This window comes from Streptomyces sp. NPDC054047, assembly GCF_055585065.1.
In genome coordinates this window covers 471,610-487,800 of record NZ_JBVJKV010000003.1, presented here as the reverse complement: position 1 = coordinate 487,800, position 16,191 = coordinate 471,610, and the positions used below count along the sequence as shown (strand labels likewise).

Annotated in this window: 14 protein-coding genes; 6 read left to right on the top strand and 8 right to left on the bottom strand. The window is 71.7% G+C overall.

Going from position 1 to position 16,191, the window contains the following annotated elements:
* The first annotated feature begins 121 nt into the window (after positions 1-121).
* The gene (locus ACZ6ZP_RS13915) at positions 122-1,306 is read left to right on the top strand and encodes a D-alanyl-D-alanine carboxypeptidase family protein (protein ID WP_469406852.1); all 1,185 of its coding nucleotides are present in this window, start codon (positions 122-124) and stop codon (positions 1,304-1,306) included.
* Here the strand turns inward: ACZ6ZP_RS13915 and ACZ6ZP_RS13910 are convergent.
* Together ACZ6ZP_RS13910 and ssgD are read right to left on the bottom strand one after the other, a co-directional pair.
* Positions 1,282-2,025: a siderophore-interacting protein gene (locus ACZ6ZP_RS13910; protein ID WP_469406851.1), complete on the bottom strand. Its 744-nt coding sequence runs from the start codon at positions 2,023-2,025 to the stop codon at positions 1,282-1,284. The genes ACZ6ZP_RS13915 and ACZ6ZP_RS13910 overlap by 25 nt on opposite strands.
* Positions 2,026-2,116: 91 nt before the next feature.
* On the bottom strand, positions 2,117-2,530 hold the full coding sequence (gene ssgD, locus ACZ6ZP_RS13905) for a spore wall synthesis regulator SsgD (RefSeq protein WP_361464076.1): 414 nt from the start codon (positions 2,528-2,530) through the stop codon (positions 2,117-2,119).
* 207 nt (positions 2,531-2,737) lie between these two features.
* Here ssgD and ACZ6ZP_RS13900 point away from each other — a divergent pair, with 207 nt between their 5' ends.
* The 4 genes from ACZ6ZP_RS13900 (at position 2,738) to ACZ6ZP_RS13885 (ending at position 7,904) form a co-directional block, all read left to right on the top strand.
* Entirely contained in the window at positions 2,738-4,270 is a 1,533-nt protein-coding gene (locus ACZ6ZP_RS13900; protein WP_469406848.1) for a sigma factor, read from the top strand.
* Between the two features lie 209 nt (positions 4,271-4,479).
* Positions 4,480-6,021 carry an ATP-dependent DNA ligase gene (locus ACZ6ZP_RS13895; protein WP_361464079.1) on the top strand — a complete coding sequence of 514 codons (1,542 nt, stop codon included), beginning with the start codon at positions 4,480-4,482 and terminating at the stop codon, positions 6,019-6,021.
* Positions 6,022-6,151: 130 nt separating this feature from the next.
* Positions 6,152-6,637: a cation:proton antiporter regulatory subunit gene (locus ACZ6ZP_RS13890; RefSeq protein ID WP_351156982.1), complete on the top strand. Its 486-nt coding sequence runs from the start codon at positions 6,152-6,154 to the stop codon at positions 6,635-6,637.
* Between the two features lie 4 nt (positions 6,638-6,641).
* Complete coding sequence (locus tag ACZ6ZP_RS13885; RefSeq protein ID WP_469406847.1) at positions 6,642-7,904, top strand: cation:proton antiporter; 1,263 nt, start codon at positions 6,642-6,644, stop codon at positions 7,902-7,904.
* Positions 7,905-8,045: 141 nt separating this feature from the next.
* Here the strand turns inward: ACZ6ZP_RS13885 and ACZ6ZP_RS13880 are convergent, their stop codons facing one another.
* Genes ACZ6ZP_RS13880 through ACZ6ZP_RS13855 form a run of 6 tightly spaced genes read right to left on the bottom strand, consistent with a single transcriptional unit; the run spans position 8,046 to position 15,483 of the window.
* Positions 8,046-9,902: a gamma-glutamyltransferase family protein gene (locus ACZ6ZP_RS13880; RefSeq protein WP_469406845.1), complete on the bottom strand. Its 1,857-nt coding sequence runs from the start codon at positions 9,900-9,902 to the stop codon at positions 8,046-8,048.
* 11 nt (positions 9,903-9,913) lie between these two features.
* Entirely contained in the window at positions 9,914-10,948 is a 1,035-nt protein-coding gene (locus tag ACZ6ZP_RS13875) for an ABC transporter ATP-binding protein (RefSeq protein ID WP_383816710.1), read from the bottom strand.
* Positions 10,945-11,985, bottom strand: a complete 1,041-nt coding sequence (locus ACZ6ZP_RS13870; protein WP_351156992.1) for an ABC transporter ATP-binding protein — start codon at positions 11,983-11,985, stop codon at positions 10,945-10,947. Before ACZ6ZP_RS13870 ends, ACZ6ZP_RS13875 begins: the two co-directional genes overlap by 4 nt.
* The gene (locus tag ACZ6ZP_RS13865) at positions 11,982-12,854 is read right to left on the bottom strand and encodes an ABC transporter permease (RefSeq protein WP_383817167.1); all 873 of its coding nucleotides are present in this window, start codon (positions 12,852-12,854) and stop codon (positions 11,982-11,984) included. Before ACZ6ZP_RS13865 ends, ACZ6ZP_RS13870 begins: the two co-directional genes overlap by 4 nt.
* Positions 12,855-12,862: 8 nt before the next feature.
* Positions 12,863-13,816 carry an ABC transporter permease gene (locus ACZ6ZP_RS13860; protein WP_366461701.1) on the bottom strand — a complete coding sequence of 318 codons (954 nt, stop codon included), beginning with the start codon at positions 13,814-13,816 and terminating at the stop codon, positions 12,863-12,865.
* 56 nt (positions 13,817-13,872) lie between these two features.
* Positions 13,873-15,483: an ABC transporter substrate-binding protein gene (locus tag ACZ6ZP_RS13855; RefSeq protein WP_351156997.1), complete on the bottom strand. Its 1,611-nt coding sequence runs from the start codon at positions 15,481-15,483 to the stop codon at positions 13,873-13,875.
* A 284-nt stretch (positions 15,484-15,767) separates the two neighbouring features.
* Here ACZ6ZP_RS13855 and ACZ6ZP_RS13850 point away from each other — a divergent pair, with 284 nt between their 5' ends.
* Positions 15,768-16,181 (top strand): VOC family protein, encoded by a 414-nt coding sequence (locus tag ACZ6ZP_RS13850; RefSeq protein ID WP_469406843.1) that lies wholly within the window; start codon positions 15,768-15,770, stop codon positions 16,179-16,181.
* The last annotated feature ends 10 nt before the right edge of the window (positions 16,182-16,191 follow it).

Sequence of the window (16,191 nt, the reverse complement as noted above, 5' to 3'; positions counted from 1 at the left end):
GTGTGGGCAAGGACGGCGGGTTCGGGAAGAGCGCACGCGGGCACGGTCCGCGACCGCCCCCGTACATCCAGCCGGACCAAGCTGACCTGCGGTCTTCGGGCGGCGCTCATACGGTGGCTGAATGGTCATCAGGTACCTCCCGCGCTCCTCATCCGTCCGCACCGCGGCCCTCGCGGTCGCCGCCCTGGTCCTCCTGCCCACACCCTTCTCGGCCGCCGCGGCCGAGCCCACGCCGCCGGGGCCCGGTCCCGCGTACTCCTCCGACCTTCTCGACCGGCCGGGCATCCAGGCCCGTCCCGGCGCCGGCGCCCCCGCCGTCCCCGCCGACGTCTCCGCGCTCTCCTGGGTGGTGGCCGACGCCCGTTCGGGCGAAGTGCTCGCGGCCCGGAACGCGCACCGTCAACTGCCGCCCGCCTCCACCCTGAAGTCGCTCTTCGCCCTCACCGCGCTGCCCCACCTGGACGCCGTCGCCCGGCACCGGGTCACCCAGAGCGAGCTCGACGGCGTCGGTGACGGCAGCAGCCTGGTGGGGGTCGAGGCGGGACGCAGTTACAGCGTGGCCGACCTGTGGCGGGGGGTGTTCCTCAGCTCCGGCAACGACGCCGTGCACGTGCTCGCCAAGCTCAACGGCGGCTGGCAGCAGACCGTCCGTCAGATGCGGGCCAAGGCACGCGCGCTGGGCGCCCGCGACACCCATGTGGTCTCGCCCGACGGTTACGACGCGGCCGGGCAGGTGTCATCCGCGTACGACCTGGCGATCTTCGGCCGGGCGGGGCTCGCGGACCCGGAGTTCGCCCGCTACTGCTCGACGTCGGTCGCCAAGTTCCCGCACGGCAACTGGTCCTACCCCATCCAGAACACCAACCGCCTGCTGACCGGCGCCGACGGCGTGGCCCCCTACCCCGGCCTGCTCGGCATCAAGAACGGCTACACCAGCCATGCGGGCAACACCCTCATCAGCGCGGCGCAGCGCGGCGGTCGCACCCTCGTGGTGTCGGTGATGAACCCTCAGGCGAGCGGCGGATACCGCGTGTACGAGGAGACCAGGTCGCTTCTCGACTGGGGGTTCAGGGCCGCCGGGCACGTCAGGCCGGTGGGTTCGCTGCTCCCCAGGAGCGAACGGCAGGGCACGGCGCAGGGCCCCGCGCCCGCCGCCGAGCCCGTCGCCACCTCGCACGACGCGGACGGCCCGGACTGGACCGTGATCCTTCTCGCCGCCGCGGGTTCGGCGGCTCTGGCGGCCGGTGCGGTGGTGGTGGTCCGGCGGCGGAGGGCCCGCGTCTACCGCTTCTCGGGGCGCCAGTAGCCGAGCGCGTGCACGCGCTGCTTCGGGATCGCGAGCTCTTTGCGTACGTAGGAGGTGAGGGCCCGGGTCGTCGTCGTGTCGCAGGTGATCCATACGTACACGTCGGCCCTGTCGCCGTCGTTCTCGATCAGTGCGGGCAGCGCCGCCTTGACCTCGTCGACCAGGTGACTGCCCGCGTCGCGTCGCTCCACCCGGTGCAGGTCGTGCAGGGCCGGGTCGAGGCGCAGTTCGAGGTCGTGGTCCGACGCGTGCTGCGTCTCCAGCCAGACGGTCGCCGGCACGTCGGGCATGGCCGTCAGGAGCGAGTTGACGGCCGGGACCGCCGCCGTGTCCCCGATCACCAGGAGCCGCGCGGGCAGCGGCTCGGGCACGTCGAAGCCGGTGCCCTGGAGCGTGGCCTCGATCCTGTCGCCCGGCCCCGCCTTGCGCGCCCAGTCGCTCGCGCGGCCGTCGTGCAGGGCGAACTCCAGGCTGAACGTCCCGGCGGCGGGGTCGGGGTCCACCAGGGTGTAGGCGCGCTGATGATGCTTGCCGTCCGCCTGGTCGATCCACAGGCGGACCCACATCGTCGGATGCACCCCGGTCAGTGCGAGCATGCCGCCGTCCGTGAGGTGCAGGCGCCGGTAGTGCTCGGTGACGTCCTCGGCCCCGGTCACGGTGAACTCGAAGTCCTTGCCGCGGAACAGCTTGAGGACCACTCCCTCCCAGCCATGCCCCATCGGATTCCCCTCCCCTGGGCGGCCGAAAACCACCCACCATGATTAAGTTAGGGAAGCCTAACCTAATGGCGGATGGGTGCGTACGTCGCGCTCAGACTCCACCCAGCAGACGGGCCAGATCCTGGTCCAGGTCGAGCCCCGCGACCTCGCGCCCCGCACCCACGACCGCGTAGGTGCGCACCAGGAACCGCTGCAGCACGGCTCTGTCGAACTGCACCAGGGCAAGACCCTGCGGCGCATGGAACTCGAGAACCGTGCGCGCCCGCCCGCACGGCCAGATGTGCACGTCACCGCCGCCCGCGGGGGCGCGAAGGCCCTCTTCGAGGAGCTGGCGGGCGAAGATCCAGGTGACCTCCGCGCCATCGAGGGAGGCCTCCGGCGGGAAGACGATCTGGACAGCCAGGGGGTCGTCGGCCGCGTAGCGCAGGGTCACGGGCAGCGCGCGCTCGCGCCCCTCGGGGGCGACCAGACGGGCACGGGCGGGCTGCTCAAGGGTGACGGCCATGATCGGACTCCTCTGCTGTCGCAGCTCCCGCTGCGCACTCTGCTTTCTTCCGTGCCTGTTCGAGTCCGCGACCAGGGGGTTCATTACGCGCCACGCGGGACAATCTCTGTGACGTATGCCACTCCAGCCCCACAAGTCGGACATTTAACACCTAGGCTCTGGAACTCGTCCGAACCACCCGCAGTGGGACCGGGAGAGTGCTCTGCCATGACCGACGTATCCGCCGACGCATCCGCCGACGGGCCCGTCACGACGCCCGCCACGGCCACGTACTCCCGTATCTACGAGGAGGAACAGCCGCGCCTCGTCGCCTACGCGCGCTCGCTGACCGGCAACGCCTGGGTCGCCGACGACCTCGTCGCCGAGGCGCACTTCCGTGTCTGGCGGCGGCTGTCCGCGGGTCACGAGATCGAGAACGTACCGGCGTACCTCATGACGACCGTGCGGAACCTCGCGGTGACCGTGGGCCGCGGCTCCGCGCGCGAGACGCCGCATGATCCGCATGCCCCGGAGTCCGTCGAGGCCGTAGAGGCCTTCGGTGCTTTCGGTGGGGTGGCAGGCGTCGGTGATGACCCGGGTGACCGTGTCTCGTCCGTGGATCTGCTGGGCCGGGTGCTCGGTCAGCTGCCCGAGCGCTGGGTGAAGGCACTGTGGCTGGCCGAGGCGGAGGGACAGCCGCTGGAGACGGTCGGCCGCAGGATCGGCGCCGGGCAGGGTGCGACCGCCGTCCTGCTCCACCGGGCCCGCGAGGGGATGCGGCAGGCGTTCCTGCGCGCGCATCCCGGCACGCCGGAGGACCCCGCGTGCGAACAGCACTGGGACCGCATACCCGGCCACATACGCGGCGAGGCCTCCGCCCGGCAGTCCGAGCGGCTCCTCGCCCACCTCGACGGCTGCGCCGACTGCCGGGGCAGGCTCGCGCTGCTCGCCCGCGCGAACGACCGGCTGCCCGCGCTGGTCGGTCCTGCGCTGCTGATCTTCGTTCTGGGTGGTGCGGGGAAGTTCCTCGTGCCGCTGGCGGCGGGTTCGGTGGGGGCAGGTTCGGTGGGGGCGGGCTCCGCTGCCGGCTCGGGTGGGCACGGCGGCTTCCTGCACGGCGTACGTCATGCCCTCACCGGAGGCGGCAAGCTGCCCGTTGCCGCGGTGGGAGCTGTGGGGGCGTCCCTGGTGGGGGCGGCTGTGGCGGCGGGGCTTCTGCTCGGGGGGTCGGGGTCGGGCCACGCGGTGCCGCCGCAGCGAGCCGCTTCTGTGGAGAGGGGGGTGCCGGAGCAGGCTCCGGCGCCGGTGGCTCCCGCAGCTCCGACGGCTCCCGCAGCTCCGGCGGCTCCTGCGCCGGATACGCCGGATGCGCCGGATGCGCCGGATGCGCCGGAGCCTGGTTCTCCTCCTGCGGAGGCGGAAGCAGAAGCGGAGGTGGAGGCGGAAGCCCCGGAGCATAAGCCTGCCGCCGAAGAGGCTCCCGCAAAGCCGGAGGCTCCCGAGGCTGTGGCGCCGGATCAGTCCGAGGCGCCGGTCCCTGCGGAGCCGGTGGCTCCTGCCGAGCCGTCGGAACCGGCCACTCCGCCGGTCCCGACGCCTACCCCTACGCCCACGCCTCCCCCTGCGACCCAGACGCCCACCCCGGTGCCTACTCCGGTGGAGCCGACGCCCGTGGAGCCCACCCCTGTCGAGCCCACGTCTCCGCCTGAGCCGGTCTGCGAGCGCTGGGTCGGGCCGATCTATGTCTGCCACAGCCCGTAGTGGGGGTGCGGGCAACGGACTCAGTCCCCAGCCCCGCCCCTTCCCGGCTGTGACATGTGCGGCTCCGCCGCGGGCCACTCTGGCGCAGGGGCCTCGGTGGCCGTCGATCACCGGCTCCGCCGAGTTCGCCCTCGAACGCCGGACGGGCTGAATTCCATCCCTGAGCCCCCTGGTTTCGGAAAGGTGCCCGATCGGGGAATGGACATCGCATGCTCCTAGCCCGCCTCGCCCACGTGTCCGCCACCGTGGCCACCACCCCCGCCCGGTCGCAGAAGATCGCCCTCCTCTCCGACCTCTTCCGGGCCGCCGGCCCCGCCGACGCCCCCATCGTCATTCCCTACCTCGCCGGACGCCTCCCCCAGGGAAGGCTCGGTATCGGGTGGAGCCTCCTCAAGGAGCCGCCTCCGGCCGCCGCCGAGCCCACCCTCACCGTCCAGGCCACGGACGCCGCGCTCACCGCCATCGGTGCGCTCTCCGGGCAGGGCTCGCAGGCCGAACGCAAGCGACTCGTACGGGAGTTGATGGGGGCTGCCACCGCCGAGGAGCAGCGGTTCCTCCTTGGGCTGCTGACCGGTGAGGTCCGGCAGGGCGCGCTCGACGCCATCGCCGTGGAGGGGCTCGCCCGGGCCACCGAGGCCCCGCCGACCGCCGTGCGCCGCGCGGTGATGCTGGCCGGGGCGGTGACACCCGTCGCCGAGGCCCTGCTCGCCAGGGGGCCGAGCGCCCTGGAGGAGTTCCGGCTCAGCGTCGGGCGGCCCGTGCTGCCGATGCTCGCGCACGGCGCCGGCTCCGTCGCCGAAGGGGTCGAAAAGCTGGGTGCGCCCTGTGCCGTCGAGGAGAAGCTGGACGGTATCCGTGTGCAGGTTCACCGCGATGCCGACGGCGTCCGTGTGTACACCCGCACCCTCGACGACATCACCGACCGGCTACCCGAACTCACCTCTGGCGCAGAGCAGTTGGCGGGTGGGGACTTCATTCTCGACGGGGAAGTCATCGCGTTCGACGGCGACGGCAGACCCCGGTCCTTCCAGGACATCGCCGGACGCGTCGGGTCCCGTGTCGATGTCGCCACCGCCGCCGCCGAACTTCCCGTGTCCCCCGTCTTCTTCGACGTCCTGTACGCCGAAGGGCGGGATCTGCTCGACCTGCCGTTCGTCGAGCGGCACAGCCATCTGGCGCGGCTCGTTCCCGAGCCGATGCGGGTGCGGCGCACCGTCGTCGCCGACCCCGCCGACGAGGCCCAACTCCGCGCCGCCGAGGAGTTCTTCGCCGACACACTGCGCCGTGGCCATGAAGGCGTCGTGCTCAAGTCCCTCGACGCTCCGTACATCGCCGGGCGGCGTGGTGCGAGCTGGCTGAAGGTCAAGCCCGTGCACACCCTGGACCTCGTGGTCCTGGCCGCCGAGTGGGGGCACGGGCGGCGGACCGGCAAGCTGTCCAATCTCCACCTGGGCGCCCGCCGACCGGACGGCACGTTCGCCATGCTCGGCAAGACCTTCAAGGGCATGACCGACGTGATGCTCGCCTGGCAGACCGAGCGGCTGCGTGAGCTCGCGGTCGGCGACGACGGCTTTGTGGTGACCGTACGTCCGGAGCTCGTCGTCGAGATCGCCTACGACGGGCTGCAGAAGTCCACCCGCTATCCGGCCGGCGTCACGCTCCGCTTCGCCCGGGTCGTCCGCTACCGCGAGGACAAGTCGCCCGCGGAGGCCGATTCCGTCGAGACGGTGCTGGCGGAACGTCAGCCCTAGACCGGGCCGATTCCGCACTAGTCCGGGCGCGGGACCTCTACCACCAAGTTCTGGCAAAGAGTGGGCCGATAGGGTGACCTTAACGCCGTATTGACGCCCATCAGCCCGATCAGCACCTAGGGGAAGAGCTGTGCCCGCTTCACGTCTGAGCCAGACGCCACTTCCAGGCATCGGAATCCGGTACGACCTGACCACCCGAGAACATCGGCAGATCTCGGTCGTCGCGCACCGGGACGGCGCGCGCACCCTCAGCGCCTACCGAGCCGACGACCCGGACGAGTGCGCGCTCTCGCTGCGACTGAGTTCGGGTGAGGCGGACGCGCTGATCGACGCGCTGATGCCCTCGCACCACAGCCCGAACCTCCTGCACACCACCGATCTCGGTCTCGTCGCCGAGCGCATCGAGGTGGCCGGCTCCTCGCACTGGAACGGGCGGGTGCTCGGCGAGACCCAGATGCGCACCGAGACAGGTGCCTCCGTCGTCGCGGTACTTCGCAGGGCCGAGGCCATTCCGTCGCCCACGCCGGACTTCCGTCTCGCGGGCGGGGACACCCTCATCGTGATCGGCACCCGCGAGGGTGTGGAGAGCGCCGCCGCGATACTCGGGCGGGAGTGATTCGATGCACTCCGCTGTCTTCCTGATCGAATTCGGCGCGATCATTCTCGCGCTCGGGCTGCTCGGCAGATTCGCCGGACGGTTCCGCTTCTCCCCCATCCCGCTCTATCTGCTGGCCGGGCTCGCGTTCGGCGAGGGCGGTCTGCTGCCGCTGGGCGCCAGTGAGGAGTTCGTCGCGATCGGCGCCGAGATCGGCGTCATCCTGCTGCTGCTCATGCTGGGGCTCGAATACACCGCCAGCGATCTGGTCAGCAATCTCAAGACGCAGTACCCGGCGGGTCTGGTCGACATGGGGCTCAACGCCGTGCCGGGCGCGATCGCCGCGCTCCTCATGGGGTGGGGTCCGGTGGCCGCCGTCGTCCTGGCTGGCGTCACCTGGATCTCGTCGTCCGGGGTCATCGCGAAGGTCCTGAACGACCTGGGCCGCCTGGGCAACCGCGAGACGCCCGTCATCCTCAGCATCCTGGTCCTCGAAGACCTGGCGATGGCCGTGTATCTGCCCATCATCACCGCCCTGTTGGCCGGTGTCGGCTGGGCCGCGGGCAGTCTCACCCTGGGCATCGCGCTCGGGGCGGCCGGTCTGGTGCTGTTCCTCGCCGTGCGCTACGGCCGCGTCATCTCGCGCTTCGTGTCGAGCGACGACCCCGAGAAGCTGCTCCTGGTCGTCCTCGGCCTGACCATCCTGGTCGCCGGGATCGCGCAGCAGCTCCAGGTGTCGGCCGCCGTGGGCGCGTTCCTGGTCGGCATCGCCCTGTCCGGCGAGGTCGCCGAGGGCGCGCACAGTCTCCTGGCGCCGCTGCGGGACCTGTTCGCCGCCGTCTTCTTCGTCTTCTTCGGTCTGCACACCGATCCGGCGAGCATCCCGCCGGTGCTCCTTCCCGCGCTCCTGCTCGCCGTCGTGACGGCGTGCACGAAGATCGCCACGGGGTACTGGGCGGCACGCCGCGCCAAGATCTCCGTCAAGGGGCGGTGGCGGGCGGGCGGCGCCCTCGTGGCGCGCGGCGAGTTCTCCATCGTCATCGCGGGGCTCGCCGTCACCGCGGGCATCGAGCCGTCGCTCGGCCCGCTGGCCACGGCGTACGTCCTGATCCTGGTGATCGTCGGCCCGCTGACCGCGCGCTTCGCGCAGCCGGTGGCCGCACTGGTGGGCGGCGCCGTGTCGCGCCGCCGGGAGGCCGCGGCCACCGTGGCCCTGCCCTCGCCGCGGGAGCCGGATCAGTCGACGAAGGAATCGCTGGACGGCCAGGAGACGAGCGGCCGGTCCTGACGCCCGCCTTCGGCCGGGTACGCGGCGTCGCGCGCCGCGTACCCGGCCGTGCCGCAGGGCTTCCCCGAAGCTGCGTCGGCCGGGTTCGCGCCGTCGCCGGACGCGGATCGTGGTCCGTCCTCGCGCAGTTCCCCGCTTTCTCTACCGCCCCACGGCATACCCCTGCATCCCGCGCGGGTTGGCCGCCGCCGAGAGCACCCCGGTGCGCGGATCACGCGCCACCGCGCACAGCCGCCCCTCCGACCAGGGCTCGCCGACCGTCACGTCGTGCCCGCGCCGCCGCAGCTCCTCGATGACCCCCTCTTCCATGCGGGACTCGACGGTGACGCTTCCCGGGCGCATGCCGCGCGGGTAGAAGGAACCGGGGAAGCTGTCGTTGTGCCAGTTGGGGGCGTCGATGGCGCCCTGCAGATCGAGTCCGCCGCGTACGGAGCCGCGCAGCGCGACCGCGAGGAAGAAGTGCACCTGCCACTGGTCCTGCTGGTCGCCGCCGGGGGTGCCGAAGGCCAGCACCGGTACGCCGTCCTTGAGCGCGAGGGACGGGGTGAGCGTGGTGCGCGGGCGGCGGCCCGGCACCAGGGAGTTGGGCAGGCCCTCTTCGAGCCAGGCCATCTGGAGGCGGGTGCCGAGCGGGAAGCCCAGCTCGGGCACGACCGGGTTGGACTGGAGCCAGCCGCCGCTCGGCGTGGCCGCGACCATGTTGCCCCAGCGGTCCACGATGTCCAGGTGGCAGGTGTCGCCGCGGGTGGCGCCGTCCGCGGAGACGGCCGGTTCGCCGGGCACGGGCGAGGTGCCGCTCTTGGCGACGGTCGGCTCGCCTGCGCCCGCTCCGGGCAGGCCGAGCGCGTCGAAGCCGGGCTCTTTGTCGGCCACGGCGCGCGCGTGGGCGGAGATCTTCGCGGTGCGTCCGCCGGGGCTTCCGGGACGCAGTTCGTGCGAGGCCTTCTCGCCGATGAGCGTCCGGCGCTCGTCGTTGTAGGCCGCGGACAGCAGCTCGGCGACGGGGACCGTGCCGGTGCCGTCGGCGTCGCCGTACCAGGCCTCGCGGTCGGCCATGGCGAGCTTGCAGCCCTCGATCAGGAGGTGCACGTAGTCGGCGGAGCCGTAGGCGGGCAGGTCCGCGAGCTCCGAGGGCAGCAGCGACAGTTGCTGGAGGAAGGCCGGGCCCTGGCTCCAGCCGCCCGCCTTGCACAGCGTCCAGCCGTTCCAGTCGTACGTCGCCGGGGCCTCGTAGGTCGCTTCCCATCCGGCGAGGTCGGCGGCCGTCAGTGTGCCGGTGTGCCGGGAGCCGCTGGTGTCCATCGTGGGGACCGCGGCCTGGCGTATGAGCGCCTCGGCGATGAAGCCCTCGCTCCAGATCTTCCGCGCGGCCTCGATCTGCTCGGTGCGCGAGCCGTTGCCCGCCTCCTCGATCACGCGGCGCCAGGTCGCGGCGAGCGCCGGGTTGCGCAGGAGTTCGCCGGGGCGCGGGGCCTGGCCTTCGGGCAGGTAGACCTCGGCCGACGAGGGCCATTCGGTCGTGAAGAGTTCGCGCACGGTCTCGACGGTCTCGCCGACGCGCTCCACGGGCGCGTGGCCGTCCTCGGCGTATCCGATGGCGTACTTGAGGACGTCGGCGAGGGACTTGGTGCCGTGGTCGCGCAGGAGCACCATCCACGCGTCGAAGGCTCCGGGTACGGCGGCCGCGAGCGGCCCGGTGCCCGGCACCAGGTCGAGGCCGAGCGCGCGGTAGTGCTCCACGGTCGCTGCGGCGGGCGCGACGCCCTGCCCGCACAGGACCCGCACCTCACCGTCGGCGGGCGCCAGGATGATCGGCACCTCTCCTGCCGGCCCGTTGAGGTGCGGCTCGACGACGTGCAGGACGAAACCCGCGGCGACGGCCGCGTCGTAGGCGTTGCCGCCGTCCTCCAGGACGGCCATCGCGGACTGCGATGCGAGCCAGTGGGTGGAGGACACCATGCCGAAGGTGCCTTGGAGGGTCGGCCTAGTGGTGAACAAGTGAGCTGCTCCTAGCGTGCGGTGCGGGTACTGGGGATCGTACGGAGGGTCGGGGCGGCGGCCGCGTCCGGAGCCTTGCCGTCGTCGGCGACCAGGTGGCAGGAGACCTGGCGGTGGCCCTCTCCGGGAAGTTCGCGCAGTTCGGGCACCTCGACGCGGCAGCGGTCGACGGCCAGCGGACAGCGCGTGTGGAAGCGGCAGCCCGGCGGCGGGGCGAGCGGGCTGGGCAGTTCGCCGCTGAGGACGATGCGCTCGCGGGTGCGCTGGAGCGCCGGGTCGGGTACGGGCGCCGCGGAGAGCAGCGCCTGGGTGTACGGGTGCTTGGGGTCGGCGAACAGCTCGACGGTGGGCGCCTGTTCGACGATCTGGCCGAGGTACATGACCGCGATGCGGTCGGCGAGGAACTCCACCGCGGCCAGGTCGTGCGTGATGAACAGGCACCCGAAGCCGCGGTCCCGCTGCAGGTCGGCCAGGAGGTTGAGGACCGAGGCCTGGACGGAGACGTCGAGGGCGGAGGTGGGTTCGTCGGCCACCAGGAGGTCCGGGTCGACACTGAGCGCGCGGGCGATGGAGATGCGCTGGCGCTGCCCGCCGGAGAGTTCGTGCGGATGCCGGTCGGCGTGCTCGGGGCGCAGGCCGACCTGGGCGAGGAGTTCCGCCACGCGCGCGCGTGCCGCGTCCCCCTTGGCGATGGAGTGCAGGCGCAGGGGTTCGGCGATGATCTGCCCGACGGTCATGCGCGGGTCGAGCGAGGAGGAGGGGTCCTGGAAGACGAGGTGGAAGTCCTTGCGCAGGGGCCGCAGGGCGCGCCGCGAGAGGCGGGTCACGTCCGTGCCGTTGATGCGGATGGTGCCACCGGTGGGGTCGTCGAGCCGGACGGCGCAGCGCCCGACGGTCGACTTGCCGCTCCCCGATTCCCCCACGAGGCCCACGACTTCGCCCTTGCCGACGGTGAGCGTGACGCCGTCTGCGGCGCGCACGGTGCCGCCGGGGCCCGCGAAGTGCCGCTGGAGGTCGCGCAGTTCAAGAACGGGTGTCGGGGTCACTGTCCGGCCTCCTGGATGGTGGGCGTGAGCACGGCGGCGTCCTGCGGGTGCCAGCAGGCCGCCCGGTGCGCGGCGTCGGCTCCGGCGTCCAGGGAGACGGCCTTGAAGCCGGGCTTGCGCGTCGTGCACCGGTCGTCGGCGTGGGCGCAGCGCGGGGCGAAGGTGCAGGCGTCGGGCTGCGCGTCCAGGCTCGGCACCAGGCCGGGGATCTCGGGCAGGCGCCGTTTGCCCTCGCCGCCGGGGCGAAGGACCGCGCCCAGCAGGCCGCGGGTGTAGGGGTGGCGGGGCTCGGCGAACAGTTCGTGCACGGGGGCCTGTTCGACGGGGCGGCCGGCGTACATGACCAGGACCCGGTCGGCGGCGTCGGCCACCACGCCCAGGTCGTGGGTGATCAGCACGATCGCGGTGCCGAGCCGCTCGCGCAGCGACTGGAGGACTTCGAGGATGCCCGCCTGGACGGTGACGTCGAGGGCGGTGGTCGGCTCGTCGGCGATCAGTACGGACGGGTCGCAGGCGACCGCGATGGCGATCATGACGCGCTGGCGCATGCCGCCGCTGAGCTGGTGGGGGTATTCGTCGACGCGCTGGGCGGGGGCCGGGATGCCCACCAGGTCGAGGAGTTCGACGGCACGCGCGCGTGCCTCCTTCTTCGACAGGCCCTGGTGGCGCCGGAGCACCTCGCCGATCTGCCGGCCGATGGTCAGGACCGGGTTCAGCGAGGTCATCGGCTCCTGGAAGATCATCGCGATGTCCTTGCCGCGGACCCTTCCGAGCTCCTTCTCGCTCGCTCCGGCGATCTCGGCGCCGCCGAGTCTGATCGACCCTTCGATGTGCGCGGTGGGCGGCAGGAGCCCCATCACGGCCATCGCCGTGACGGACTTGCCGCATCCCGACTCGCCGACCACCGCGAGCACTTCGCCCGGTGCGACGTCGTACGAGAGGTGGTCGACGGCGTGCACGGTGCGGGTGTCGGAGCGGAAGGAGACCGACAGGTCGCGCACGCTCAGTACCGGTTCGGTCGTCACTGGCTGGGTCATCGGGTGGCTCCTCGGGGGTCGAGGACGTCCCGCAGGCCGTCGCCGAGCAGGTTGAACGCCAGGGTGGCCGCGACGACGGCGAGTCCGGGGAAGACCGCCATCCACGGCGCGGGCGCGAGGAAGGACTGGGCGCCGGAGAGCATCACGCCGAGGGAGGCCTCCGGCGGCTGGACGCCGAGGCCCAGGAAGCTGAGCAGCGCCTCGCCGATGATCGCGGCGGGGATGCCGACGGTGGCCTGGACGGTCAGCGCCGAGGTGGCGTTGGGCAGGATGTGCCGGAAGAGCACGGTGGCGTCGCCGCCTCCGTTGGCGACGGCGGCGGCCACGTAGTCGACGTGGCGCAGCCGCAGTGTCTCCGCGCGGGTGATGCGGATGACGGCCGGGATCTGCGAGATCCCGATCGCGATGGTCGCGTTGGTGAGCGAGGGGCCGAGCACCGCGGCGAGCCCGACGGCCAGGACCAGGAAGGGGAAGGCCAGCATCGTGTCGGTGAGCCGCGAGACGACGCTGTCGGTGAACTTGCCGTAGTAGCCCGCGAGCAGTCCCAGGGGTACGCCGACGAGGAAGGCGAGCGCCACCGCCACCACCCCGACCTGCATGGACGCCCGCGCCCCGTACACGACGCGGGAGAGCTGGTCGCGGCCGAGGTCGTCGGTGCCCAGCCAGTGCGACCAGCCGGGCGCGGCGAGGGCGTCGGCGAAGTCGGGGCGCGCCGGGTCGTAGGGCGCGACCAGCGGCGCGAAGAGCGCCACGAGGACGAACACGGCGGCGATGACGCCACCGGTCATGGCCAGGCGGTTCTTGCGCAGGGCGCGCAGCTTGCCGCTGCCCGCCCCCGCGGAACGTATCCGCCCCAGTGTTGTGAGCACCGCTGTGGTCACCGGGCACCTCCGAGCCGGATGCGCGGGTCGATGACCGAATACGCCACGTCGACCAGCAGGTTGATGAGGATGTACGCGGCGGAGGTGCACAGCACCACGCCTTGCAGGGTCGCGTAGTCGCGGGTGAAGACGGCGTCGATGGTGAGCTTGCCGAAGCCGGGCAGGACGAAGATCTGCTCGGTGACGACGGCGCCGGAGATGAGGTGGCCGAGCTGGAGTCCGAGCACGGTCACGACCGTGACCAGGGAGTTGCGCAGCGCGTGCCCGCCGATGACCTCGCGCCGGGACAGGCCCTTGGCCCTTGCGGTGCGTACGTAGTCGGCGGAGAGCGAGTCGAGCATCGCCGCCCGCGTCTGGCGCATCACCACGGCCGCGAGACCCGAGCCGAGGACGATCGCGGGCAGCACCATGCGGCGCAGGTTGTCCAGCGGGTCGGTGCCGAAGGGCACGTATCCGGAGGCCGAGAAGACCGGCAGGGCGATGGCGAACCCGAGGACCAGGACGATGCCGAGCCAGAAGGTGGGGACGGAGAGCCCCAGCAGGGCCAGGGCGTTGGCGAGCCACTCCTCGGGCTTTCCGCGCCGCACGGCGGCGACGATGCCCGCGCCGATGCCGACGACGACCGCCAGCAGCAGGGAGAGGGCGGCCAGTTCGAGGGTGATGGGCAGCGCCGCGGTGATGGCGTCGGTGACGGGGAGGCCGGTGCGCGACGAGGTGCCGAGGTCACCGGTGATCGCGTGGCCGATGAACCGCCCGTACTGGACGACGATGTTGTCGTTGAGGCCGTAGCTCTCGCGGATCGCGGCGAGCGCCTCGGGGCTGCGTTCCTCGCCGGCGAGCGCGAGGGCCGGGTCGCCGGGCAGCGCGCGGATGCCGGCGAAGACGACCATGCTGACCAGGACGAGTGTGATGAGGGACTGGCGGACGCGGGTGAGCACATAGGAGGCCATGGGGCTCAGGCGCATCGAGATCGGGCGCGTGGTCTTCGGGCGCGGGGGGCTCAGGCTCATCGGGTGTACCCCGCAGTCGTGACGCGGACCAGGCCGTCTCCGTAGACGCGGACGCCGGCGACGTCCTTGCCCGCGACGATGTAGTTCTTCTGCCGGTAGAGGTAGATGAGCCCGCGCCGTTCCTGGGCGCGCTCGGTCAACTCCTGGTAGATCCGGGTGCGTTCGTCCGGGTCGGCCTCGGCGCGGCCGCGCTCGACGAGGCGGTCGATGGCCGGGTCCGAGAGTCCGTAGGCGTTCATCGCGCCGCGTGTCTGCAGGAAGCTGGCGATGTTGCCGTCCGGGTCGAGGCGTCCCGACCAGCCGCTGGTGAAGGCGTCGTAGTGCCCGGCGTCGGTCTCTTCGAGCATCGTGGCGTACTCGGTGGGGCGCAGCGTGACGGCGAAGCCCGCCTCCTTGGTCATCGCCTGTACGACCTGTCCCAGGCGGCTGGACTCGGGCGTCGTGGACACCTTCAGCTCGATGGGCAGCGGGGTCTTCACCCCGGCCTGCCGCAGGAGCTTCCTGGCTCTGGCCACGTCCCGCTCGGGGCACTGGGACGCCTTGACGCCGGGTGCGATGGCGGATTCGGGCGAGACGGGGCCGCAGGCGGGCTCGTACATGCCCTGGAAGACGACCTTGTTGATGAGGTCGCGGTCGATGGCGAGCTCGAAGGCCTCACGGACCCGGGGGTCGCGCGCGAGGGGCGTGTCGACGCGCCCCGGCTTCTCCCCCAGGCCCTTGACGTTGCCGACGTTGAAGCCGATGCCCTGGTAGCCGAGCGAGGGCGAGTTGAAGAGCTGGAGGCCGGGCTCGGTCAGCGCGCTGCGCACGTCGACGGGGGTCATCTGGTCGCCGATCTGGATGTCGCCGGAGCGCAGGTTGGCCAGGCGGACGTTGCCGTCGGGTATCGGCTTGTAGATCACCTTGTCGAGGTGGACCCGGTCGGCCGCGTAGTAGTTCGGGTCCTTGGCGAGCACGATGCGGTCGCCGCCGACGCGCTCGACGTACTTGAACGGGCCCACGCAAGAGGGGTGGTTGGTGAAGTTCTTGCCGTACTTCTTGAGCGCGGCGGGCGACATCACCATGCCCGAGCGGTCCGCGAGGACGGCCGTGAGGGGGACGTAGGCCTGCTTGAGGGTGAGCTCGACCGTGTACGGTCCGGTCGCCCGAGCCCCCGCGAGCGGGGCGAGTTCGGTGGCGCGCGCCGAGCCCGCGAGGTCGCGGTGGCGGAGCAGCGAGGTGACGGCGGCGGCCGCGTCGAGCTTGCCGCCGTCGCTGAACCTCAGGCCCTTGCGCAGGCCGAAGGTGACGGTGCGGCCGTCCTTCGACGTCTTGGGCAGGGCGGTGGCGAGCTGCGGGATCACGGTCCCGTGCTCGTCGATGTCGTAGAGCTTCTCGCACATCCCGGCGAAGACGGTGCGGCCCACCAGGGTCTGCGCGAGGGTCGGGTCGAGCTTGTCCGGGTCGGCGTTGAGGGCGACGGTGAGGGTGCCGCCGTCGCGCACGGGACGGTCGTCGGTCATGCGCTCACCGCCGACCTCGGTGGCCGAGGACTGCAGGGAGCCGCAGCCCGCCGTCAGGGACATCACCAGGGCAACCGCCGCGAGGGCAACCGCTTTTCGGCGCACGAGTAGGTACCTCCGCCAGGGTGGTTCCGGGCTGATCGTGGACGATCAAGGAATACGGCAGAACGTATTTCGCATACAGTCCGCACACAAGAGGTCCGTCCGGATGCCGGACCGGATTTGATGAAGATTGAATAACCGGGTGCGACAAATGACCGGGGTCGGCCTTCGGCGGACTTTCCGTCCATCCAGGGACGACACGTCCCAGAGCCACTCGCCGGGCCGTTGTCAGTGCCCCGCGCTACTCTCCGCGCAACTGACCGTTCACCCCGTTCTGGGAGGTTTTCATGGTCTCGCGCCTCAACCCGTATCTCAGCTTCGGTGGCGATGCCCGACCGGCGATGGAGTTCTACAAGGAGGTCTTCGGCGGCGAACTGGCGCTGAACACCTTCGGCGAAGCCGGCCAGCAGGGCACCCCCGATGCCGACAAGATCATGCACGCCATGCTGGAGGCGCCGAACGGCTTCACCCTCATGGGCGCCGACACCCCGCCCGGCATGCAGCACACCCCGGGCAACAACTTCTCGGTGAGCCTCAGCGGGGACGACGCGTCCGAACTGCGCCGCTACTGGGAGAAGCTGTCCGCCGACGGCTCGGTCTCCGTGCCGCTGGAGAAGCAGATGTGGGGCGACGTGTTCGGCATGTGTACGGACCGCTTCGGCATCCCCTGGATGGTCAACATCAGCGAGCCGCAGAACTGACCGCCACCAG